The 21,402-nt window shown below is 67.8% G+C and carries 21 protein-coding genes; 11 read left to right on the top strand and 10 right to left on the bottom strand.

From position 1 onward, the window contains the following. Positions 1 to 101: 101 nt before the first annotated feature. From AB0333_RS14345 to AB0333_RS14310, 8 genes are all read left to right on the top strand, one after another. Positions 102 to 1,175: an ABC transporter substrate-binding protein gene (locus tag AB0333_RS14345; RefSeq protein WP_366219370.1), complete on the top strand. Its 1,074-nt coding sequence runs from the start codon at positions 102 to 104 to the stop codon at positions 1,173 to 1,175. A 26-nt stretch (positions 1,176 to 1,201) separates the two neighbouring features. Continuing rightward, positions 1,202 to 2,050, top strand: coding sequence for an ABC transporter ATP-binding protein (locus tag AB0333_RS14340; RefSeq protein WP_366219368.1), 849 nt, complete (start codon positions 1,202 to 1,204; stop codon positions 2,048 to 2,050). Beyond that, positions 2,040 to 2,834, top strand: a complete 795-nt coding sequence (locus AB0333_RS14335; protein ID WP_366219367.1) for an ABC transporter permease — start codon at positions 2,040 to 2,042, stop codon at positions 2,832 to 2,834. The genes AB0333_RS14340 and AB0333_RS14335 overlap by 11 nt, the downstream gene beginning before the upstream one ends. Next, a complete protein-coding gene (ilvD, locus tag AB0333_RS14330) occupies positions 2,835 to 4,550 on the top strand; it encodes a dihydroxy-acid dehydratase (protein ID WP_366219366.1) in 1,716 nt (571 codons plus the stop codon). After that, positions 4,550 to 5,929 (top strand): FAD-dependent oxidoreductase, encoded by a 1,380-nt coding sequence (locus AB0333_RS14325; RefSeq protein ID WP_366219365.1) that lies wholly within the window; start codon positions 4,550 to 4,552, stop codon positions 5,927 to 5,929. Before ilvD ends, AB0333_RS14325 begins: the two co-directional genes overlap by 1 nt. After that, positions 5,916 to 7,196: an aconitase X catalytic domain-containing protein gene (locus AB0333_RS14320; RefSeq protein ID WP_115931144.1), complete on the top strand. Its 1,281-nt coding sequence runs from the start codon at positions 5,916 to 5,918 to the stop codon at positions 7,194 to 7,196. Before AB0333_RS14325 ends, AB0333_RS14320 begins: the two co-directional genes overlap by 14 nt. Then, complete coding sequence (locus AB0333_RS14315; RefSeq protein ID WP_115931145.1) at positions 7,193 to 7,636, top strand: DUF126 domain-containing protein; 444 nt, start codon at positions 7,193 to 7,195, stop codon at positions 7,634 to 7,636. Before AB0333_RS14320 ends, AB0333_RS14315 begins: the two co-directional genes overlap by 4 nt. 66 nt (positions 7,637 to 7,702) lie before the next feature. Then, positions 7,703 to 8,764: an alcohol dehydrogenase catalytic domain-containing protein gene (locus tag AB0333_RS14310; RefSeq protein WP_366219363.1), complete on the top strand. Its 1,062-nt coding sequence runs from the start codon at positions 7,703 to 7,705 to the stop codon at positions 8,762 to 8,764. 15 nt (positions 8,765 to 8,779) lie between these two features. Here AB0333_RS14310 and AB0333_RS14305 read toward each other — a convergent pair whose 3' ends face one another. The 7 genes from AB0333_RS14305 to AB0333_RS14275 all read right to left on the bottom strand — a co-directional run bounded on the left by AB0333_RS14305 (position 8,780) and on the right by AB0333_RS14275 (position 15,698). Next, entirely contained in the window at positions 8,780 to 9,298 is a 519-nt protein-coding gene (locus AB0333_RS14305; protein WP_366219362.1) for a GTP-binding protein, read from the bottom strand. A gap of 166 nt (positions 9,299 to 9,464) precedes the next feature. After that, positions 9,465 to 10,232 carry an ATP-binding protein gene (locus AB0333_RS14300; protein WP_366219360.1) on the bottom strand — a complete coding sequence of 256 codons (768 nt, stop codon included), beginning with the start codon at positions 10,230 to 10,232 and terminating at the stop codon, positions 9,465 to 9,467. Beyond that, positions 10,232 to 11,839, bottom strand: a complete 1,608-nt coding sequence (istA, locus tag AB0333_RS14295) for an IS21 family transposase (RefSeq protein WP_366219359.1) — start codon at positions 11,837 to 11,839, stop codon at positions 10,232 to 10,234. Before istA ends, AB0333_RS14300 begins: the two co-directional genes overlap by 1 nt. Positions 11,840 to 11,967: 128 nt before the next feature. Then, on the bottom strand, positions 11,968 to 12,477 hold the full coding sequence (locus AB0333_RS14290) for a hypothetical protein (protein WP_366219358.1): 510 nt from the start codon (positions 12,475 to 12,477) through the stop codon (positions 11,968 to 11,970). A 101-nt stretch (positions 12,478 to 12,578) separates the two neighbouring features. Beyond that, positions 12,579 to 14,084, bottom strand: a complete 1,506-nt coding sequence (locus tag AB0333_RS14285; protein WP_366219357.1) for a tripartite tricarboxylate transporter permease — start codon at positions 14,082 to 14,084, stop codon at positions 12,579 to 12,581. Between the two features lies 1 nt (position 14,085). Continuing rightward, on the bottom strand, positions 14,086 to 14,691 hold the full coding sequence (locus AB0333_RS14280; protein WP_366219355.1) for a tripartite tricarboxylate transporter TctB family protein: 606 nt from the start codon (positions 14,689 to 14,691) through the stop codon (positions 14,086 to 14,088). Then, a complete protein-coding gene (locus AB0333_RS14275) occupies positions 14,688 to 15,698 on the bottom strand; it encodes a tripartite tricarboxylate transporter substrate binding protein (RefSeq protein ID WP_245952065.1) in 1,011 nt (336 codons plus the stop codon). The genes AB0333_RS14280 and AB0333_RS14275 overlap by 4 nt, the downstream gene beginning before the upstream one ends. A 133-nt stretch (positions 15,699 to 15,831) precedes the next feature. Between AB0333_RS14275 and AB0333_RS14270 the strand changes: the two genes are divergently transcribed. Beyond that, complete coding sequence (locus AB0333_RS14270) at positions 15,832 to 16,224, top strand: universal stress protein (RefSeq protein WP_366219353.1); 393 nt, start codon at positions 15,832 to 15,834, stop codon at positions 16,222 to 16,224. A 10-nt stretch (positions 16,225 to 16,234) separates the two neighbouring features. Here the strand turns inward: AB0333_RS14270 and AB0333_RS14265 are convergent, their stop codons facing one another. Together AB0333_RS14265 and AB0333_RS14260 are read right to left on the bottom strand one after the other, a co-directional pair. Further along, positions 16,235 to 17,014: an ABC transporter permease gene (locus AB0333_RS14265; RefSeq protein WP_115931150.1), complete on the bottom strand. Its 780-nt coding sequence runs from the start codon at positions 17,012 to 17,014 to the stop codon at positions 16,235 to 16,237. Then, complete coding sequence (locus AB0333_RS14260) at positions 17,014 to 17,799, bottom strand: ABC transporter ATP-binding protein (RefSeq protein ID WP_366219352.1); 786 nt, start codon at positions 17,797 to 17,799, stop codon at positions 17,014 to 17,016. The genes AB0333_RS14265 and AB0333_RS14260 overlap by 1 nt, the downstream gene beginning before the upstream one ends. Positions 17,800 to 17,920: 121 nt before the next feature. Here AB0333_RS14260 and AB0333_RS14255 point away from each other — a divergent pair, with 121 nt between their 5' ends. Together AB0333_RS14255 and AB0333_RS14250 are read left to right on the top strand one after the other, a co-directional pair. Then, positions 17,921 to 19,162: a histidine kinase gene (locus tag AB0333_RS14255; RefSeq protein WP_366219350.1), complete on the top strand. Its 1,242-nt coding sequence runs from the start codon at positions 17,921 to 17,923 to the stop codon at positions 19,160 to 19,162. After that, complete coding sequence (locus AB0333_RS14250; RefSeq protein WP_366219349.1) at positions 19,159 to 19,803, top strand: response regulator transcription factor; 645 nt, start codon at positions 19,159 to 19,161, stop codon at positions 19,801 to 19,803. Before AB0333_RS14255 ends, AB0333_RS14250 begins: the two co-directional genes overlap by 4 nt. A gap of 206 nt (positions 19,804 to 20,009) precedes the next feature. Here the strand turns inward: AB0333_RS14250 and AB0333_RS14245 are convergent, their stop codons facing one another. Beyond that, a complete protein-coding gene (locus tag AB0333_RS14245; RefSeq protein WP_366219348.1) occupies positions 20,010 to 21,398 on the bottom strand; it encodes an aromatic acid/H+ symport family MFS transporter in 1,389 nt (462 codons plus the stop codon). Between the last annotated feature and the right edge of the window lie 4 nt (positions 21,399 to 21,402).

Below are 21,402 nucleotides of genomic sequence, written 5' to 3'. Positions count from 1 at the left end.
CATTGTGTGACTCAGATCTCACTGACTGAGATCTCCGTAGAGCTGGATCGCCCCCGTTGGCAAAGTCGTGTTCGGCGATCCATCCGAACAAGGAGTCAACGATGTCCCTGCAATCCCCACTCGTCCGATCCCAGGTCAACCGACGCGGTTTCCTCGCCGGCACCCTGGGTCTGTCTGCACTCGGCATGACCGGACTTCTCAGCAGCTGCGGTACCGCATCCTCCAGTGCCGCGGGCGGCGCTGAAGGCGGAACCGCACCGTTCACCTACCTGAGCTACTTGCCGATGGAGACGCTTTCGGTCGCTCCCGAACTGCTGGCGGACGCCGGAGGCCACTTCGAGAACCACGGCCTGAAGGTCACGTTCCAGTCCACCAAGGGCTCCCCCCAGGCCATCCAGACGCTCGTGGCCGGGGCAGGCCCGCTGACCCGTGTGGGGGCCATCGACCTGATCACGGCAGCCGCGGACGGTCAGCCCCTCGTCAACGTGGGCAGCATCGTTCGCGGCTCGTCGATCCGCATCCTCAACTCCACGGCGAATCCACTGGAGAAGCCCGAGGACTTCCTCGGCAAGACCATCGGGGTGCCCTCCGAGGGCGGTACCAGCGACAAGTCGCTGTCCCTGATGCTGCACAAGGCCGGCTTGAACCCCGACGACGTCGCACGCCAGGTCGTCGGCCTGGGCCCCGGGACCTTTGAACTGGTCAAGCGTGGGGACATCGCGGGGTACATGGTCAGCATCGACCAGTCCATCGTCACCCAGCAGCAGTTCGCGGGCGAGGCACAGGCGTTCGACGCCGGCGATGCCGTGCGCGCCGACTCCCAGATCTACACCGCCACCCAGCAGTCCCTGGAGGAGCACGGTGAACACATCACGGCGTACATGGCCGCCATCCGGGATGCCGTCCAGGAGATCGTCGACGACGAATCACTGGAATCGGTCATTGAGACGATGCGGTCGAAGTACTCCTTCGGGTCCCTGGATGACGACGCCGTCGCCACGGAATCCCTGAGCCAGAGTAGGGACCTCTGGACCGCGAAGGGGACCCAGCCGCTGCTCACCACGGATGAGAGCTACTGGGCCGAAGGATACGAGGAGCTCGTGGCTGCCGGGATGGTCGAGGCCGGCTCGGACCCGTTGGAGTGGTTGGACAACAGCTACCTGCCCGCCTCCTGAGTCCCGCCCATCCCCGAGGAGCAATCATGAGCATGCAAACCCAGCCCTCCGTGGCAACGCCTGAGCCTGCGGCGCCGGACTCGAGTCCGGAGATCCGGATCTCCGGACTCGGCAAGACCTACAAGACCGAACGCGGGACCACCCACGCGCTCTCCGACATCAACCTGGACATCCGCAAGGAGGAGTTCGTCTCCCTGATCGGCCGTTCCGGTTGCGGGAAGACGACGCTGCTGCGCATCATGGCCGGACTGGTCCCGCCCACCGCCGGTCACGTCGAGATCGGCGGACGCGCCCTGTGGCACCACGAGACGGTCGACTCATCCGTCATCCGGCGTCTCGGCGTCGTGTTCCAGGATTCGAATCTCTTCCCCTGGTACAACATCGAGGACAACATCGCCCTGCCCCTGCGCCTGCGCGGGGTCAAGAAGAACGAGCGGCGGGACCGGGTCCGGGAACTGGCCGAACTGGTGGGGCTGCAGAACTTCCTCCCCAACTATCCCCGCGAGCTCTCCGGCGGCATGCGCCAGCGGGTGGCCATCGCCCGGGCACTCAGCGACAACCCCGAGCTCCTCCTGATGGACGAGCCGTTTGGCGCCCTGGACGCGCTGACCCGCGAAAAGATGAACATGGAGATCCAGCGCATCGCCCTGGCCACCCGCGCCACCGTCGTCTTCGTCACCCATGACATCGACGAGGCCGTGGCCCTGGGGGACCGGGTCGTCCACCTCACTCCGCGCCCCGGTCGCATCAAGGACGTCGTCGAGGTCCCCCTGGCCCGGCCCCGCGGACTCGAGATCAAGAAGGACGCCGCCTTCCACGGGCTGGTCGGGAACCTGCACACCTCACTGAACGAAGAGGACGACCATGAATCGTAAGAAGCTGCTGAAAGTCCTGCCGTGGATCACCACTCCCGGACTCCTCGTGGTGCTGTTCGTGATCTGGGAACTGAGCGTCAAGGCGCTGGACGTCTCCCCGTTGATTCTGCCTCCACCGAGCATGATCTTCGAGAACCTCGGGGAACTCCTCGCGCAGCCCACCACCTGGGACAACGTGCGGGTGACCGTCATCGAGATCGTCCTGGGCTTCGTGGCCGGTGTGCTGGCCGGTGTGATCGTGGGGGTCATCCTGGGGAAGCTACCCCTGGTGGAGGCCAGCGTCAGGCCCTTGATCATCGCCCTGGAGGTGGTGCCGAAGGTCGCCCTCATCCCGCTGTTCGTCATCTGGTTCGGGTTCGGCATGACCACCAAGGTCATCATCGCCGGCCTCCTGGCCTTCTTCCCCGTCATGCTCAACGTCCTGCTGGGCGTGCGCTCCGTGGACCGGGGGCACCGGGACCTGATGCAGAGCATCAACGCCAGCCGGTGGCAGACCTTCCGGCATCTGGAGTACAAGAGCATGATGCCGCACGTCTTCGCCGGCATGGAGACGGCCATCGTGCTGGCGGTGATCGGCACCATCGTGGGCGAGTACCTGGGTGGCAACGAGGGACTGGGCTACATGGTGGTGAAGACCCTCAACGAGCTCAATGCACCGGCGTTGTTTGCGGTCATCCTGATGCTGGCCACCGTGGGACTGATCATGTACTTCATCGTGACCTCCTTCAAGCGCGTGGCGATCCCCTGGCACGAATCCGTCTATGGGCGAAAGGATGTGGGCTGAATGGAACTGCGCAGCAACTTCCCGGTTGGCTCTCCCCGGTGGGCGACCCGCCGGACGCAATGGAAGGCACTCGGCCTCAGTGACGAGGATGTGGTCAAGCCGAAGATCGCCGTGGTCAACTCCTCCTCGAAGCTCTCTCCCTGCTTCAGCCATCTTGACGTCATCGCCGACCAGGTGGTCGAGGCCATCCGGGAGGCCGGGGCCGTGGGCTTCGAGATCAGGACGGTGGCACCCACCGACTTCATCATGGCCGCCGGTGGCCGGGGCGGCTACGTGCTGTCCAGCAGGGACCTGCTGGCCAATGACATCGAGGCGGCCGTGGAGGGCGGCCAATTGGACGGCATGATCTGTCTGGCCTCGTGCGACAAGACGACACCGGGCCAGCTGATGGCGGCCGGACGGATCAACGTGCCCACCATCGTGGTGCCCTGCGGATACCAGCCCTGCGGAATCCTGGACAACGGCGAGCCTGCGGACATCGAGGAGGTCTTCATGAAGGCCGGCCACGTGGCCACCGGGGGCATCACCATCGAGGACCTCTGCACGATCAGCGACCGGGCCATCGCCGGCCCCGGCGTCTGCACCGGCATGGGAACCGCCAACACCATGCACATCATGGCCGAGGCACTCGGCATGAGTCTGCCGGGATCGGCACCCGTGGCGGCCAACAGCACGGCGATGTGGGAGAACGCGCGTGCCTCCGCCCGGACCATCGTTGAGGCGGTGTTGGCCCAGCGTCGTCCCCGGGACATCTTGACCCCGGGCGCCTTCCGCAACGCCGTCGCGGCCGTGCTGGCCGTGAGCGGATCGATCAACAGTGTCAAGCACCTGCAGGCCATCGCCGTGGAATCCGGTGTGGACGTGGACATCAGTGCACTGTTCGCCGAGCTCGGCCGCGAGGTGGGCCCGCTCACGGCCATCCGGCCGAGTGGCCCGGACAGCATTGAAGACCTGGAGGCCGCCGGGGGAGCACTCGGCGTCCTCTTGCAACTGCGACCTGTCCTGGACCTCGAGGTCGCCACCATCGGCGGATGCACGCTGCGCGAGGTCCTGCAGCGGGCACCGGAGCCGGACGCCAGCATCATCCGCCCCCTGCACGAGCCGCGTGCCACACACGCCACCATCCAGATCCTGTACGGGTCCCTGGCGCCGGCCGGTTCGATCGTCAAACTCTCCGCCACCGAACGCCGCCAGGACAGCTTCGAGGGCCCTGCCCTGGTCTTCGAGGATGCGGCAGAGGCCATCTCGGCCATCAACGCTCATCAGGTCGAGGCGGGGTCCGTGCTGGTCCTGCGCGGCCTGGGACCCTCCGGCACTCCGGGAATGGGGATGGCGTCCAATGTCGTGTTCGCCCTCAACGGTGCCGGACTCACCGGTCAGGTGGCGGTGGTGACCGACGGCCAGCTCTCCGGGCTCGTGAACCAGGGCATCGTCGTCGGCGAGGTCAAGCCGGAAGGAGCCCTGGAGGGGCCCCTCGGGCTGGTCCACGACGGCGACCGGATCCGTGCCGACATCCCGGCCAGGACCGTCGACCTGCTCGTCTCCGGGGAGGAGCTCGAGCGACGCCGGCTGACCCGGCCGGCCCGCGAGCCCGCCACGACCGGTGGCTGGTTGGGCGTCTATGCCCGGACGGTCACGCCGCTCGAACGCGGCGCCACCCTGGTCCCCGACACTGCCCCCGCACTGCAGCACCACCACTACGCCAAGGACTCCTGATGCCCCACAAACTGACCGACGTGAAGATCCACACCGTCACGAAACCACCGAGCGGACCGCTGGAGGAACTGCGCGGAGACCTGTGCGTTGTCGGTGCCGGCATCGCCGGCGTCTCCGCCGCCCTGACCGCGGCGGGCCTGGGCCGGCGGGTGATCCTCGTGGACGCCCTGCCCATGCTCGGCGGGCAATGCGCGAACTCCCTGATCGGACTGTTCTGCGGTGTCTACGGCAACGGACCGGAGTACCGCCAGCTCACGCACGGGCTCTTCGACCGGATGTTCCCCGCCCTGGAGAAGACGGGCGACCTCTCCTACAACCACCGCCACACCATCACGGTGAACTATGACGAGCACGCCGTGGGCCGCTGGATGGAACGAGAGATCGTCCAGGCGGGAGTGGTCCCCGTGACCGGAGCCTCCATCCTCTCGGTGGACAACGACGCCGGCCACCTGCGGTCTGTGACGTTCGCGACCCGCTACGGACTGCTGAAGGTCGAGGCGGACGCCTTCATCGACGCCTCCGGAGACGCCGCCCTGACCTGGGAGGCCGGCCTCGAATGCCGCGTCCCGGAACGGACCATCTGGGGATCGCAGCAGGTGCGCGTCGAGGGACTCGTCCCCTCCGCCGCGCCGGACCCCCAAGACCTGGCGCAGAGTGTGTACGACCACGCCGAGGAGTACGGGCTGATCCGTCGGGACGGCCTGGCCTTCTTCTTCCCCGGCCGGGACACGGCGGTGCTGAACATGACCCACATCGAATCCCCCCTCGAGGCTGTCGGGGCCGCTGAAGCCCAACTGCGCGGCAAGGACCAGGCCGATCGCGTCATCCGATTCCTCCGGGACCACCATCCGGCGGCCTTCGGCCAGGCCTCCGTCCGCTTCTATGGTCTTCCGGGCCGGCGCCAGACCCGATGGATCGCCGGTGAACACCAGCTCACCGAACACGAGGTGCGCTCAGGGTTCCGGTTCGAGGATTCGATCGCCCGGACCTCCTGGCCCATCGAACTTCATGACCAGCCCGAGGGATACGTCTGGGAGCAATTCGACGGCGAACACGTGCACTATGTGCCCCTGGGGAGCATCACCCCCCGGGGTGCCGTCAACCTGCTGGCTGCCGGACGGTGCGTGGACGGCGACGCGGCCGCCCTCTCCAGCATCCGCGTGATGGGCCCCTGTGCGGCCATGGGCGAGGCCGCGGCCCACGCGCTCGACCTGGCCGACGGCGGTCCCGTGGCCGAGATCGACCTGCCCCAGTTACGCGAACGCATCCGGGCCAATATCGGTCCGGACGAGGCCGGAGACGGCGCGGTCCCGGCAGGCGTGCCGTCCAACAACCGTCAGGACGAAGAAGAGAAGGAGCACCTCCATGCAGCTCACTGACGAGGACCGGGCCATGCGGGACGGGCGGGACGGTGATGCCGTGGCGGCAGCCATGGACCTGCTGCTCCGCTACGGGGAGGGACTGGGGGCCGAGAGGCTGTGCAGTGTCCGCAATGTGGCCGGAACGTCGACCCAACCCACCCCCGCGAAGGAGAAGATCGCCGCCGAGGGCGGCTGGAACAAGGCGTACGCCGTCATCAACCTCGACTGCGATGACGAGATCGAGATTCCCAAGATGCGGGTCCCCACGTGCCAACTGCAGCACGGCTTCAGTGCCGATGCCCTCAACGTCACCCCCTACAACCCTCACCTGGTCGAGCTGCAGGCCGAGGCAGAGGCCTTCGCCAGTGATCGGGGCATCAACATCCTGGCCACGTGCACGCCGTACCAGGTGGGAAACCTGCCCGTGCGCGGAGAGCACATCGCCTGGATGGAGTCCTCCGCGGTGGTCTACGCGAACTCGGTCATCGGGGCCAAGTCCAATTGCGAGGGCACTGCGTCGACAGGAGCGGCCGGACTGACCGGCCGCATCCCCTATTGGGGCAATCACCTGGACGAGAACCGTCACGGATCCCACCTGATCCGCGCGGACGTGCCCATCGACTCGTTCCTGGACTGGGGACTGTTCGGGTACTTCGCGGGGCAGGTGGTCCAGGAGGAGCGGCCCGTCCTGACGGGGGAGCTGGCCCTGCCCAGCCAAGCCGACCTGAAGCACCTCGGGGCGGCCCTGGCCACCACCGGGGGCGTGGAGATCTTCCACCTGCCTGGTGTCACACCGGAGGCACCCTCGGTGGAAGCCGCCTTCGGCCCGCACCGGATCCCGGATCCAGTGGCGTTCACCGCCTCGGATCGACGCGACATGTACGAACTGCTCAACAACCAGGGTGACACCGAGGACGTCGACTTCGTGCTGCTGGGCTGTCCTCACGCCTCCCTGGACCAGCTGGGGGAGATCGCCGCCCTCTTGGACGGGCGGACCCTGCATCCCGGGACGGAGTTGTGGATCATGACACCGCGGGCTCTGCGGGCCGTGGCAGACCGCAACGGTTACACGGAGGTCATCCACCGTGCCGGTGGACGGTTGTTGACGGACTCCTGTCCGGCCATGTCCCGGACGGCGCCGACGGGGACGCGGGTATTCGCCACCGACAGCGCCAAGCAGGCCCACTATCTGCCTGCCATCCTGGGGATCGAGGCCTGGTTCGGCACCACGGCCGATTGCGTGCAGGCCGCGATCACTGGAACCTGGACTGGAGAGCTGTCATGAGCGTGCCGTCCGCAGAAGCCCACGCCGTGGTATCCGGAACGGTGCTGAGGGGTAGGGGGATCGTTCCCGGAATCGTCCGGGCCGAAGCCCTCGTCTCGCCGGAGACCATCTCCGGCTGGGGTGGCATCGACCCGGCCCAGGGCACCATCATCGAACGGCGTCACGCCTTGTTCGGGGTGTGCTTCACCGGCAAGGTCCTCGTCTTCCCCGGGGCCAAGGGCTCGTCCGGCTGGTCAGGCTTCTTCCAGAGCACACGGTTGCTGGGAACGGCTCCGGCAGCGATGGTGTTCACCACGGTGACCACCAAGGCCGTGCTCGGCGCCGTGGTGACTCGTGTACCGACCGTCAGCGAGTTCGACCGTGATCCGGTCCAGGTCATCCGCACCGGAGACATCGTGGAGGTCGATGCCGACGCTGGAACCGTCACCATCGTGGGGTAGGGCCTCGCCGGAGGCGGGCCGGCGAGCGGAACGTTCGGCCAGGAGACTGCCGGTAGCGTGGAGACCATGAAAGCGACCTTCATGTACGGTGCCGGAGACGTCCGCGTCGAGACCATTCCCGCCCCGAGCCTGATCGAGGCGACGGACGCCGTCATCCGCACGGTGCGTTCCTGCGTGTGCGGCTCGGACCTGCATCCCTATCACTCGATGGAGGCCTCGGAGCAGGGCAGCCCGATGGGCCACGAAGTGATGGGCGTGGTGGAGGAGGTCGGCGCGGCCGTGACCTCGCTGCGCCCGGGCGACCTGGTGATCTCCTCCTTCACCTACCAGGACAACACCTGCGAGTTCTGCCGTGAGGGATTCCACGTCTCCTGCCTGCATGGAGGGTTCTTCGGTGGCCAGGGGATCGGCCTGCAGGCCGAGTTCGTCCGCGTCCCGCTGGCTGACGGCACCCTGGTGGCTGTCCGGGCCGCCGACGGTTCTGCCGTCGATGAGACGGGCAACGGCTCCGAGGAGCTGCTCGCGAGCCTGTTGAGTCTCTCGGACGTCTACCTCACCGGATACCACGCCGCGACGATGGGCCAGGTGGGCCCCGGGCAGACCGTGACCGTGATCGGTGACGGTGCCGTGGGTCTCTCCGCCGTTTTGGCGTCCCGCCAGCTCGGCGCGGACCGGATCATCCTCATGGGCCGGCACGCCTCACGCACGGACCTGGGCCGTGAGTTCGGTGCCACGGACGTCGTGGCCGAACGCGGTGAGGAGGGCATCGAGCTGGTGCGGGACCTCACCGGTGGCCACGGTTCCCACGTGGTGCTCGAGGCTGTGGGCCATCGTCCGGCCTACGAGCAGGCGGCTGGGGTGGTGCGCGCCGGCGGGACGATCTCCCGCGTGGGCGTTCCCCAGTACCGGGAGGCTCCGATCGGCGGCAGCCTGTTTCTGAACAACATCACGCTCACGGGAGGCACGGCTCCCGTGCGCCGTTACCTCGAGTCCGCCACGGCACAGGTCGTCGCCGGAGAGATCAACCCCGGGCGGGTCTTCGACGTCGCCATGCCGCTCACGCAGGCACCGGCCGCCTATGCCGCCATGGACCGCCGCGAGGCCCTCAAGGTGATGCTGGTCCCCTGAGCCAGGTGACCAGAGCTATGGGAGCCGCTTCACCTGTTCGGCCCACGCGGAGGGTCCTGCGAGGAATTCATCGTCCGTCAGCACGGCCCGGTCGAGGGCGCTGATCAGCCCCTCGCGGTCCAGGTCCAGGCCGATGAAGGCCAGGCTCTGGCCGACGGTCAGGGGGTCCGTGTCCGCCCAGGGGTCCAGCAACAGCTCGAGGTCGTCGTCGAGACTGACCGGGCTGAGCGCGATCACTTTGCCCACGTGGTTCCAATGGCCGGTGACGTTGGCGCTGCTGGCCACCCGGCAGTAGCCGGCGGAGCGGACCACGGTGCCGAACCGCTCAGGGGTCATCAGCTCGTGGACCAGCTCATGCATCCGCACGGGATGGAACGGCCGGGCGCAGTCGTAGTGGAGGGCCGCCACGCGGTCATCATGGATGAAGGTCTCGAACTCGTTGGCCAGCACGTTGACCCAGCCGGGGCGGTCCAGGTGTGCGTCATAGCCCGGGGCCGCGGGGAGAGCCGGCAGGGTGTCCCGGATGTCTGCCAAGTCCTCCAGCAGGCGCACTCGTGCGCGCGGACTGAGGTGGTGGACCAGTGTGGCAGATAGCCCCAGTTGGTACGGGTGGTCTGGGTAGTTGGTACTGGTGTTCTGGGGGCTTGGTACCGGCTGTTCGCTTTTCTGCTCTGGGCCGGCACCAAGCCCCTAGAGAGGCCTACTCCCAGTGTTCCGGCTGTGCCCGGGCGCTATCGTCGCGGAGTCGGCGCATGTCCACTTCTCCGAGGTTGAGCTGGCGGGCGTTGTTCGCCAGCCGGTTCACGATCGAGTCGGCCGCGACCCGGTCCGGCAGGGCCTCAACCCAGTAGGCCGGCCCGGACTGCGAGGCGATCAGCGTCGGCAGGCGGTGTTCCCGGTTGGCCAGGACCGCGAAGAGGTCGTTGGCCGCTTCCGGGTCGATACCGACGGTCAGGAAGTCGTCGATGACCAACAGGTCCACGTCCGAGAGCTCGTTGAGCACCTTCTGGTGGCCGATGCCGTCGCCGCGGGCGATGACCAGCCGGCGGGCCAGCTCGTCCATCCGGGTGAAGGTGACGGTGTGTCCACTCTGGCAGGCGGCGATCCCGATAGCGCAGGCCAGGTAGGTCTTGCCGCCACCGGTGGGTGAGATGACCAGCAGGTTCGTGGGGTCCTGGCGCCATTGGTGAGCGGCGTAGCGTTTCATTCGCACCGGGGTGATCCCGCGTCCTTCCTGGTAGTGGATCTCGGCGACCGAGGCCTGCGGGATTGGGAACCTCGCGGCCCGGATCAGCTTCTCGATCCGGTTGGCCTGTCGTTGGGCCAGGGCGTCGTCTACCGCGGTGAGGAAGATCTGCTCGGGGGTGAGCCCGTCATTGGCCTCGTCGGTGACGAGTTCCTCGAACCTGTCCGCCAGGTGCGCGATACGCAGTGCCTTGAACTTCTCATGGTCAACACTGGTGAACATCAGCCCTGAACCTCCTGGCCGCCGCGCCGGTAATGATCGGCCGAACGCACATGCACCGCAGCAGCGGGCCCAGGGTCGGTGCCGGCGGCGGGTTTGCGGGTGGCCGCCGCCGGTATGACCGTTCTGGGCTTCTTGGTGTCGGAGTCGATGGTGGCCATGATCCGCTTGATCGTGCTGTAGGTCCCCGGCCCCTGCCCCGTGTCGAGTAGGACTTGGCAGGCGGCCTCCAGACGTTGCTTGTTCCGCTTGCCCAACGACTCCAGGATGTTCTGGCAGTCCAGATAGCCCTGGGCCTCGATGACGTGCCGGTCGATGATGCCGGCGATGACGGCTTCGGTAGCCGGCCCGAAGCCCCTGGCCCGGTCCGTGAACCACCGCTTGGACCACAGCCCGTCGATGCCCCGGTGCCGGGTCGGGGCATGGGCTGCCTCCGTGGAGTACTGTCCTTTCCGGCCCTGTCTGCGGGTGTGCTCGCAGATGACCTGGTCCCCGTCGAACACGGTCACCGTCGTGGAGGTCAGCCGGACCCGCAGCAGCTGCCCGGCATAGGTGTAGGGCACCGAGTAGTGCTGGGAGTCACAGCTGACGTGGTAGTTCCGCCCGACCTTGAGCTGCTTCCACTCCACCGTGTCGAACGCGTCCTCCGGCAGGGGTTGAAGCAGGTGGGCCTCATCGGTGGTGAACCTCTCCCACCGGGTCGAGCCATCCGCCCGCGGGATGCCCTCGTTGATCTCGACCACCCGGGCACTGATCGCCTCGTTCAGCCCCTGCACCGTGGTGAAGAACTCCTCGGCCAGATATCCGATCACCCGCGTGTTGACCACGTTCACCGCAGCCTCGGCCGCAGCCTTGTCGCGCGGACGTTTCGCTCTGGCCGGCACGATCCCCGTCGAATAGTGCTCGGCCAGCTGCTGGTACCTGGCGTTGAGCACCCGGGCCGTCTCGCCCCGCTTCGGCCGGTAGGTCGAGGTCGCGGGATTGTCCGGGACCACCAGTTGCGGGACCCCACCGTAGAACGAGAAGGCCGCCACGTGGGCGGCGATCCACGACGGCGACTTCATGTCCGTGTACCCCCGGCAGAACACCGCCCCGGAATACGGCAGCACCGCCACGAACAGGTAGACCCGCGTCACCTCCCCGGTGACCGCGTCCACGACGTCCAGGGTGTCCCCGGCCCAGTCCACCAGCATCGCCCGCCCCGGTTCGTGGTGCAGGGTGGCCACCACATCCGTCTTGCGGGCGTGCTCGGCGAACAAGGCACAGTACTGCGAGTACCCGTACTTCTTCGCGCTGTTCGCGGTGCTCGAGGCCAGATACCTGCTCCAGGCCTGCTGGAGCGTGAAGTGCCGGTTCTCCCTCATCGATGCCAGCACCCGATCGAAGTCCGGACGCTCGTAGGACTCCGTGACCCGCTTACGGCCATCAGGAAACAGCCGGGCGATCTCCTCGCCGGACAACGTCGCGATCTGTCCGGCGGTGAAGCCGTAGGCGGCGATCGTCTTCTTCGCCGTCGCCACATCTCGGCGTGAACATCCTGCCGCGGCGACGATCTCGTCATAGCTGTGACCGGAAACCGCCATGGTCATGATGGCCTTGAAATCGGCCATGCTGCCTCCTCGAATAGGAAGAGACGGTGCCCCATGCACCGCCTCACAAGCAGCACACCCTCCCGAGGCCACAGCAGTACCAACTCCGCGGAACGGCGGTACCAACAACTCGGACTAGCCGTACCAACTCACGCTATCTGCCAGACCAGTGCCAGCAGGGTACGGAGCTCGTCCGTGGGGACATCCTCCCAGTTGACCAGGACGATCAGGGAGGCATACTCCACATGGGTGATGGATACGAGGGACCGAGCCGTGGCCGTCGACGGGTGACCGCTCCGGGGGACCAGGTAATCCTCGCGGAACAAGTCCTGCACGCCATATGCGGCGTCCACCACGCAGATCACGTCCTCCAGCCGCGCGGCGGACGCGGTCGAGGACAGTTCGGCGGTGAGATCTGCCGTGGACACCCGGTCGGGGATCTCCACCACGGCACCGGCCGGAGTCTCCACCCGGGCAGTCAGCCGACTCGCCTCAGACGCGGGCTCCTCGGCGCCCCGCAGCTGGAAGGAAGTCACCAGCTGCCGGCCCAGGGTCCGGGCCAACTCGGTGGCATATTCCAGCCGCGCGTCCGGGCGGGTGCCCACCACGGCGAGCACGGGCACACCGGCGGGACGCTGTGCGTTGTCCTGCGAGATCATGATGACTTTCCCCTCATTGGTAAGGTGAACCTAACCTAAAGTGCCTGAGGTGTGGAGTGTGAATTCATGCCGCCGCCCGCGTCACACTCTGACGCGGTAGGTCAGGTGTCCTTCCGTGCCTTCGACCGGACGCGGCCCACGATGGAGATCGCCAGGGACAGGGCGAGGAGTGCATAGATGGCCACCGGGATCGGCCCATCGACGAAGACGCCGTAGCTCTGGTTGGAGCTGGCCAGGGCGTCCCGCATGCTCGTCTCGAAGAGGGGGCCGAGGACCATGCCGATCATCAGGGGGGCCAGCGGCACACCGAACCGGCGCAGCGCGAATCCCAGCAGGCCGATGCCCAAGAGCATCAACAGGTCGAAGGTGGAGCCCGAGGTCGCGTAGACGCCCATGCCGCAGAAGACCGTGATCCCGGCGTACAGATAGGGGCGGGGGATCGCCAGCAGCTTGGCCCAGAGCGGTGCGAAGGGCAGGTTGAGGATCAGCAGCACGACCATCGCGATGAAGAAACTGGCCAGCAGAGCCCAGACCAGATCGGGTGACCGGTCGAACATCAGCGGGCCGGGCTGCAGTCCGTACTGCTCGAAGGCGGCGAGCATGATGGCCGCGGTGGCGGAGATGGGCAGGCCCAGGGACAGCAGCGCACCCATGGCGGTCCCCGTGGTGGCGTTTCCGGCGGCCTCCGGGGCAGCGAGCCCACGGATGGCTCCCTTGCCGAACTGGGGTTTCTTGCGCCGACGGTCGAGCTGGCGCTCCAGGCCGTAGGCCACGAAGGTCGGGACATCGGCACCACCGGCGGGGATGACGCCGAAGGGCAGGCCGATGCCGGTGCCTCGGAGCCAGGCAGGCAGGGCCTCGCGGAACTCCCGACCGGACAGGAACGGCCGGCCCTTGGCCTGGATGACGCGATTGGTGGGATCGCGGCGCACCCTCGAGGCGATGTGGAAGACCTCCCCGAGGGCCAGGATCGCGACAGTCACGGTCACTAGGGAGATGCCGTCGAAGAGCTGGGGAACGCCGAAGCTGAACCGCTCGGCCCCCGAGGTCTGGTCAATGCCGACCACGGCGATGCCCAGTCCGATGATCAGCGAGCACAGGCCCTTCAGGATCGAGTCGGCCACCACGGACGACGTGGCCACGAAGGCGAACAGCGCAAGCGCGAAGAACTCCTGGGGGCCGAAATTGGCCGAGAAGTCCGCCAGCGCCGGGGCCAGGAAGACCACGACGATGGAGCCGATCATGCCGCCGATGAACGCCCCGATGGCGGCGGTGGCCAGGGCCTGGGGTGCCCGCCCGGCCTTCGCCATGCGATGCCCCTCGAACGTGGAGGCGATCGCGGAGGCCTGGCCCGGAGTGTTCATGAGGATGGCCATGGTGGAATCGCCGAAGAGTCCACCGAAGTAGACGCCGGCGAACATGATGAAGGCGCCCGTGGGGTCCAGGGCGAAGGTCATGGGCAACAGCAGTGCCACGGCCATCGAGGAGCCCAATCCGGGCAGGACGCCGACCGCGGTGCCGAGCAGGCAGCCGACGACGACCCACAGGAGGTTCATGGGGGAGAGCGCCAAGCCGAAGCCCTCCATGAGGTTCATGATGGATTCCATCTCAGAACACCCCTCCCAGCAGGCCGGAGGGCAGGGACAGGCCCAGCCCGACGTCGAAGGCCAGATAGATGAAACTGCTCAGCAGCAGGCCCAGGCTGGCGACGAAGAGGTGGCGTCGGCTGCCGATCCCGTGCGCCACGCACCAGAAGAGCAGTGCCGCGCCGAGGATCCAGCCGAGCACGTTCAGGAACAGTGCGAAGGCCAGGAACCCGGCGACGCTCCAGCCCACGGCGTACCAGTCCGAGAAGGTCCGGTACTGCACGGTCGCGGCGGCCTCTGCCGCGCGCCGCTCCTCCTCCGTCGCATCGTCCTCGGCGGTGAAGGTGGGGGTGACCGCCGGTTCGGGCGTGCGGATGTAGTGAACGGCCAGCAAGACGGCGAGGATGTACCCGGCCACCGTGATGATCAGGGGGACGAACTGCGGTCCGGGGGCATCGGCGCCGTCCGGGACGGCCATGGTGAGAATGCCGACCAGCAGGTACGTGGAGAAGGCCGCCATGAAGGCGGCGAGGAAGAGGCCGCTGCGTCCGTGCCACCAACCGCGGGCGGCGGGGGAGCCGGCGTCGCCCACGGGGTGCGAGGGGGCGCTGGGCTGGGACTGACTCACAGGTCCAACTCCTCGATCAGGGCGGCGATCTTCTCCTGGTCCTCGGCGATGAACTGTTCGAACTCCTCGCCGATCATGAAGGAGTCGGTCCACTGGTTGTCCTCGAGGGCCTGACGCCACTCGGGCGTCTGGGTGGTCTCCGTGACGATGGCCTCGAGCTCCTCGAACTGCTCATCGGTGATGCCCGGAGCGGCGAGCATGCCGCGCCAATTGGCCATCACCACGTCATACCCCTGCTCGGTGATGGTGGGGACGTCCACGCCGTCGAGCCGCTCAGGACTGGAGATGCCCAAGGCCCTGATCCGGCCGGCTTCGATCTGGTCCGCGAACTCGTTGTATCCGGAGGTCGCCGCCTTCGCGGTGCCGGAGGCGATGGTCTGGATCGCCTCCCCGCCGGAGGTCTTCGGGATGTAGGTGATCTCGGCCGGATCGATGCCTGCCTCCAGGGCCAGCTCGGCGATGATCAGGTGATCGATGGAGCCGACCGAACCGCCGGTCCACGGGAAGGACGCGGGATCCTTCCGCCAGTCCGCCACCAGGTCGTCGATCGTCTCATAGGGTGAATCGGCCGGGACGACGATCGCATCGAAGTCGTCTGAGAGTCGGGCGATGGGCCGCACGTCTGAGAGGTCCACGGGGGAGTTGTTCAGTTCGATCCCCCCGAGCATCACCGAGCCGGTGGCCATGAGGGTGTCGGCCTGGCCGTGCATGGTGCTGAACCGGCCGAGGCCGATGGTGCCGCCGGCGCCCGGGATGTTGACGACCTGGGCGTTGTTGACGATCCCGTTGACGCGCATCGCGGACTGCTGGGAGCGGGTGAACCCATCCCAGCCGCCGCCGGCGCCCGCCGGCGCGATCAGGGTCAGATTGCTGCGAAGGTCCGCCCCGGCGGTGGCCGACTGGATCGAGAAGAACGACGCCGCCCCGATCACCAGGGCGGCTATCACGCCATAGATGATCATGCCGATGCCGGGTTTACCTGATGTGGCGTGATGGTCAGCTGCCATGCTGGACGTCCCCCTCTGGACTGGCTCATGGGCTGGTGCTCCCCTTGTCTACAGGGAAATGTATCCTGAGTCACATTCGTGGACGAAGGGCGGGACGTCGCGGTGACGCGTCCGCACACCGGAGGGAGTCGGCATGTCGGTATTGGTGGGGCGGACGGGTAGCCCGGAGGGCCGGGCGGCCGTGGATTTCGCGGGGGCCGAGGCCACGCGCCGGGGTGAGGATCTCATCATCTTCGACCTCGACGGCGGCGAGGGTGGGTCCGGAGCCTCAGACTCCGTTGCCGGACTGGCCGACCATCCTGCGCTGGCGGGCCTCGCGATCACGCACCGTCAGCCGGATGCCCGCGGTCGAGATGCCGCCGGTGACCTGCTGGACGTGGCCGAGGAACTGAACGCGTCCGTGATCGTGGTCGGTATCAAGCACCGCAGTCCGGTGGGCAAGCTGCTGCTCGGCTCGAACGCCCAGGAGATCCTATTGGGCGCCTCCGTCCCGGTGATCGCGGTCAAGGTTCCCAGGAGTCCCTGACGCTGCCGTCCTACTCCCAGCGGAACAGCCAGATCGCCACCCCGGTGCCGATCACCGTGGTGGTGGCCAGGCTGACGAGGTGCGTCATCTCAACGGCCACGCCGGCCCACGCCGATCCCAACGACTGGACCGCGGCCCCGAACGGCAGCCAGTCGGCCAGCGGCGCCAGCGCGTCAGGCAGCATCTGCACCCCACCGAACAACCCTCCCAGGGCGCCGAAGGCGAAGAACAGGACCAGGCCGATGGCGACGGCCGAGTTCGGCGTCGGGGCAACGGCGGCCACCATCATCCCCAGCGCATACATCGCGGCCAGGGCCAGCAGGAAGATCCCGACGCCGGCCCACAGGTGAGCGGGCGGGTTCGCCCCGAACCCCCAGAACGCCACGGCCAGGGCCAAGGCCAGTCCGAGCACGGCCTGCAGGAGGCTCACCACCGCCTGTGCCACCAGCACCATCGCCGGAGACGCCGGGGTGACGGCCAGTCGGCGCAGGATTCCAGAGCGGCGGTAGTAGGCCAAGAAGCTGGGCATGTTGATGATGCCGATGGTCGCGATGATGACGGTCAGCACCAGCGGAAGCACGAACAGGTCCAGCGCAGTGCGTCCGTTGACGATGACTTCTTGGGAGGCCGGTGCGGCGCTCATGACCAGGATCAGCAGGGGGAGGCCCAACGGGATGATGAGTCCGGAGGTGTCCCGGGTGACCATCTTCGCCTCGGCTCCCACCAGGGCCAGCCAGGACTTCGGGCCGGGACGTCGTGCCGTGGGCGGATGAAGGGTGGCGGTTGTCATCAGTGGGCCTCGGCTTCCGTGGTGGATTTCTCTGTCGAGCCGTCGTCGTCCTCGTCGAGATCCCGCCCGGTCAGGGCCAGGAAGGCCTCCTCCAGTGAGGGCATCCCAGTGGCGGAGGTGATCTCGCCAGGGGTGCCGCGGGCGATGACGCGTCCGGCGTCGAGGACGACGAGCCGGTCACACAGGTGCTCCACCTCATCCATGGCATGGCTGACGAGTAGCACGGTCACGCCGTCATCGCACATCTGCTCGACCAGGGACCACAGCCGGCGGCGCGCCCGCGGGTCCAGTCCCGTGGTCAACTCGTCCAGGATCACGACGCGCGGGCGGCCGGCCAGCGCGAGCGCGATGGAGACCCGCTGTTGCTGGCCGCCGGAGAGCTTCTCGAACCGGGTCCGGCGCTGTGCGCCGAGGCCCACGCGGTCGACGAGCTCCTCCGCCGGGACCGGGTCGGGGTAGAAGCTGCGGTACAGGTCCACGAGCTCGGCCACGGTCAGCGCCCCGTGCAGGTAGGACTGTTGCAATTGAACGCCGAGGACCTGACGTACCGCACCGCGATCATGCCGGGGGTCGAGCCCGAGGACCCGGACGGTGCCGGCCTCCGGCGTGCGCAGTCCGGCGATCATCTCCACGGTGGTGGTCTTGCCGGCGCCGTTGGCCCCGAGGACTCCCATCACCTCACCGGGTTGAACGGACAGGGTGATGCCGTCCACGGCTCTCCTGCCGCGGTAGGACTTGCGCAGGTTCTCGGCAAGGATGGCCGGTGCTGGGGCTGGAATGGTCATGGTCCTGACGCTAGGCATCACGGGCCGTGCGCACAGGTGCCGCCCGTCATCACCGTGCTGGGCGACCACCCATGACCATCGGCACGGGTGCCGGCACCCCATGCCCTTCTAGACTCTGGGGATGAGCCAGCGGTACGGGTACGAGATCTGGTCGGGACTGGCGATGCTCGTCGTGGCCATCGCCGTAGCGTCCCCGGTCCTGTTCGGAGCGGCCGAGCCGTCGATCCACCGCACCCTGTGGACCAGCCTGTTTATCGTCTTCCTGCTCAGCCTCATCGCGGCGGTCTCCGGCCTGGGGCGGCGAGTGGACCTGATCGGGTTCATGGCCGCCGTCGTGTTCTCCTGGGTGCTGGTGCTGACCGCCCCGGGGATGGGACTGCTGAATATCCTCCTCGTACTGACCGCCGCCATCAGCGCCTACCTGGTACCCGTAGGGGGCGGGCTCGTTCTGGTCGGGCTCAACACAGTGGTGCTCACGGTGGATGCCGTGCAGGAGGCCGCGCCCCAGGGGGACGGCGACCTCACGGAATCCGCCCTGATGGAGCTCGGGCTGTTCCTGGGGTTCTACCTGATGATCCAGGTCGCGACCCTGCTGAGTACCGTGACCCTGATCCGTGAACAACGGCAGCGCCGTGAGCTGGCCCGGGCCCACGTGGACCTGCGGGCCGCCTCCGCCGTGTTGGCGGTGAACGCCCGCGCCGCCGAACGGCTGCGGATCTCGCGGGACCTGCATGACACTATCGGTCACCAGCTCACGGTCCTCGCCCTCGAATTGGAGGCGGCCAGGCACCGGACCCCGGAGCCGGGGAGGGAGCACGTTGAGCGGGCCGGCACCGTGGCCCGGGAGCTGCTCGCGGATCTGCGCGCGACCGTGGATCAGCTGCGCACCGAGCCGACCGACCTGGCCGATGCCTTGGAAGGAGTGGTGGCAGGCCTGCCGGGCCTGCACGTGGAACTCGAGGTGGAGCCGGGTCTGAGCCGGGACGAGGCACGGACCGAGGCCCTGGTACGCACCGTGCAGGAGGTCACGACCAACACCCTCCGCCACGCTGATGCCACCCGATTGTGGATCACCGTGGGGCTGGACGGCGAAGATGAGCGTCTCAACAGCGTCGTGGTGCTCACGGCCGAGGACGATGGGTGTGGGCCCCTGAACTCGGCCGCAGCTGGGAACGGACTGCGGGGGATCGCCGAACGGTTCGAGATGCTGGGCGGCACGGCGGAGTTCGGCTTCACAGTGGACAGTGCAGACAGCACAGGCGGCGACAGTCGAGGACGCACCATGCCCGTGAGACCTACGGCCAGCGTCCGCGGCACCCCGGGCCAGGGGTTCCGCGTCGTCGCCCGGGTGCCGTCCGCATGACCCGCGTTGTGGTCGTCGACGACCAGACCCTCGTGCGGCACGGGATCCGCACTCTGTTGGACATCGCGCACGTCGAGGTGGTGGGGGAGGCGGACGACGGCGCTGCGGCACTGGATGTGATCGCCCGGGAGGCGCCCGACGTCGTGCTCCTGGATTTGCGGATGCCTCGCTACGACGGGCTGTGGACCCTGCGGCAACTTCGGAACCGGGGGATCGAGGTTCCCGTGCTGGTACTGACGACCTTCGACGATGACACCCTGGTGCTGGACGCCCTCCAGTCCGGCGCTCGCGGATATCTGCTCAAGGACGTGACGGTCGAACAGCTCACCCATGCGGTGCAGACCCTGGCCGACGGCGGAACCCTCATCGCCCCGTCCATCACCGATCGGTTGCTGCGGGCGATCCGCACTGGGACTGTCCCCACGCCGGAGGCTGCGGTGCCCGCCCAGGACCTCACCGAACGGGAACAGGAGGTGCTGCGGCTGATGGCCGAGGGATACCCCAACCGGCAGATCGCCCAAGCACTGTTTCTCGCCGAGGGCACGGTGAAGAACCACGTCTCCACCATCCTCCTGAAACTGGGAGCGCGGGACCGGACGAATGCGGTACTCCGCGCCCTGCGTGACGGTCTGCTGCGGTAGGCCGGGCCGCCGTGAACATCTGGGTTCTGGTCGTGCAGTCTCTCAGCGACCGCACCGGTCCCAGCGCGTCCAGGGCCAGTCGGCGGCGATCCACTCGATGAGTGCATCGGCCAGTCGGATCGAGCACAGTGAAGATGAATCCCTGGCCCGCGGAGAAATCGGCGGAATGGCTGGACTGTACCGGACGGTGGAAGTCCTGCCCACGGCTACGGTGCTATCCGCACCTGCTCGACCCGCTCCTGAGCGGCAGGCTCCGGGGCAACTGACCCACGGGCCGCCGTGCGGCCACCGTTGCCCTGAGCGATGATGACGGCCAACAACACCGCTGCCACCAGGGCCGCCACCCCGAACGCGACGAAGATCGAGCCGGCGCCGAAGCCGCCGTCGAGCAGGAATCCGGCCACCAGCGGGGCCGTCACGGCACCCAGGCGCCCCACGCCCAGGGCCCAGCCGAGGGCCGTGCCGCGCAGGTGCCCCGGGTAGTGGTTGGCCACGGCCGCGATGATCAGGCACTGTGTGCCGTGCGTCCCGACGCCGGCCACCATCAGGATCACGTACACGAGCCACACCGGCGGCGAGAGCAGCAGGCTCAGCAGGGCCACGCCGGCCAGGGCGGCGGCGATGACGCCGGAACGGACAGCGCCGAAGCGGTCGCCGGCCCAGGCGGTGACGATCGAGCCGAGCACGGCACCGATGTTCAGGGACAGCGAGAAGGTCAGGGCGGAACCGAGGTCATAGCCCTGGGCTTCCATGGCGCGCGGCAGCCACGTGCCGAGTCCATACCACGCGAACAGCGTGGCCAGGGTGGCCAGGGCGAACATGATGGAGGCCAAAAGGAAGGGATCACGGAGCAACAGGGAGAAACCGCCGGCCTTCGCCGCACCGCCAGTGGCCTGAGAGGCTTCGGGACGATCCCGGTCCGCGGCTTCGGACGGCAGGGTCTCGGGGAGGTAGGCCAAACCCATCGGGACCACGATGACGAGGGCCAGGACGGCCACGAGGAACATCGACTGCCAGCCCAGGGCCGGGATCAGGGGGATGCCGATGAGGGCGGCCAGGGAACCGCCGATCGGGACGCCGGACATCATCAAGGTGGCGATGGAGGAGCGCCAGCGTTCGGGGACCAGCTCGGCCACCATGGCGTTGGCCGAGGGCACCAGGCCGCCGAGGCCGATCCCGGCCAGCAGCCGGAAAACGCCGAAGACCCAGGCGCTCGGAGCGAAGGCGCAGAGGATGGTGAAGATCGAGAACGTGACGGCGCACGCCAGGATGGTGCGGCGCCGGCCCCAGGAATCGGCCATCCGCCCGGCCAGCAGGGCGCCGATCATCATCCCGACGAACGCCATGGATCCCATGAGCCCGAGGGAGGTGTTGTCCAGTCCCCAGCCGGTGTCCTCCAGCAGCGAGGTCTGGACGGTGCCGAAGACGATGAGGTCGTAGCCGTCGAAGACCACGAGGAGCCAGCAGACCACCACGGCCAGGGTGGCCTGGCGGCGGGACAGTCCGCTGCCCTGCGGTGAGCCCTGGACGGTGGTGTCGGCCTGTCGGCGGGACGCCGTGGAGGGCGCGCCCGAGGCGGATGTGCGCTGGATCATAGAT

The sequence above is a fragment of the Citricoccus sp. NPDC079358 genome, from assembly GCF_040702545.1.
GTDB lineage: Bacteria > Actinomycetota > Actinomycetes > Actinomycetales > Micrococcaceae > Citricoccus.
This window is presented reverse-complemented; position numbering and strand designations above follow the sequence as displayed.

What these genes read in the sequence shown, in the direction of transcription:
- AB0333_RS14265 (WP_115931150.1), bottom strand. Translation starts at nt 17,014, where the DNA reads ATGACAACCGCCACCCTTCATCCGCCCACGGCACGACGTCCCGGCCCG.
- AB0333_RS14340 (WP_366219368.1), top strand. Translation starts at nt 1,202, where the DNA reads ATGAGCATGCAAACCCAGCCCTCCGTGGCAACGCCTGAGCCTGCGGCG.
- AB0333_RS14325 (WP_366219365.1), top strand. Translation starts at nt 4,550, where the DNA reads ATGCCCCACAAACTGACCGACGTGAAGATCCACACCGTCACGAAACCA.
- AB0333_RS14315 (WP_115931145.1), top strand. Translation starts at nt 7,193, where the DNA reads ATGAGCGTGCCGTCCGCAGAAGCCCACGCCGTGGTATCCGGAACGGTG.
- AB0333_RS14270 (WP_366219353.1), top strand. Translation starts at nt 15,832, where the DNA reads ATGTCGGTATTGGTGGGGCGGACGGGTAGCCCGGAGGGCCGGGCGGCC.
- AB0333_RS14300 (WP_366219360.1), bottom strand. Translation starts at nt 10,232, where the DNA reads ATGTTCACCAGTGTTGACCATGAGAAGTTCAAGGCACTGCGTATCGCG.
- istA (WP_366219359.1), bottom strand. Translation starts at nt 11,839, where the DNA reads ATGGCCGATTTCAAGGCCATCATGACCATGGCGGTTTCCGGTCACAGC.
- AB0333_RS14320 (WP_115931144.1), top strand. Translation starts at nt 5,916, where the DNA reads ATGCAGCTCACTGACGAGGACCGGGCCATGCGGGACGGGCGGGACGGT.
- ilvD (WP_366219366.1), top strand. Translation starts at nt 2,835, where the DNA reads ATGGAACTGCGCAGCAACTTCCCGGTTGGCTCTCCCCGGTGGGCGACC.
- AB0333_RS14290 (WP_366219358.1), bottom strand. Translation starts at nt 12,477, where the DNA reads ATGATCTCGCAGGACAACGCACAGCGTCCCGCCGGTGTGCCCGTGCTC.
- AB0333_RS14285 (WP_366219357.1), bottom strand. Translation starts at nt 14,084, where the DNA reads ATGGAATCCATCATGAACCTCATGGAGGGCTTCGGCTTGGCGCTCTCC.
- AB0333_RS14310 (WP_366219363.1), top strand. Translation starts at nt 7,703, where the DNA reads ATGAAAGCGACCTTCATGTACGGTGCCGGAGACGTCCGCGTCGAGACC.
- AB0333_RS14335 (WP_366219367.1), top strand. Translation starts at nt 2,040, where the DNA reads ATGAATCGTAAGAAGCTGCTGAAAGTCCTGCCGTGGATCACCACTCCC.
- AB0333_RS14260 (WP_366219352.1), bottom strand. Translation starts at nt 17,799, where the DNA reads ATGACCATTCCAGCCCCAGCACCGGCCATCCTTGCCGAGAACCTGCGC.
- AB0333_RS14250 (WP_366219349.1), top strand. Translation starts at nt 19,159, where the DNA reads ATGACCCGCGTTGTGGTCGTCGACGACCAGACCCTCGTGCGGCACGGG.
- AB0333_RS14255 (WP_366219350.1), top strand. Translation starts at nt 17,921, where the DNA reads ATGAGCCAGCGGTACGGGTACGAGATCTGGTCGGGACTGGCGATGCTC.
- AB0333_RS14275 (WP_245952065.1), bottom strand. Translation starts at nt 15,698, where the DNA reads ATGGCAGCTGACCATCACGCCACATCAGGTAAACCCGGCATCGGCATG.
- AB0333_RS14245 (WP_366219348.1), bottom strand. Translation starts at nt 21,398, where the DNA reads ATGATCCAGCGCACATCCGCCTCGGGCGCGCCCTCCACGGCGTCCCGC.
- AB0333_RS14345 (WP_366219370.1), top strand. Translation starts at nt 102, where the DNA reads ATGTCCCTGCAATCCCCACTCGTCCGATCCCAGGTCAACCGACGCGGT.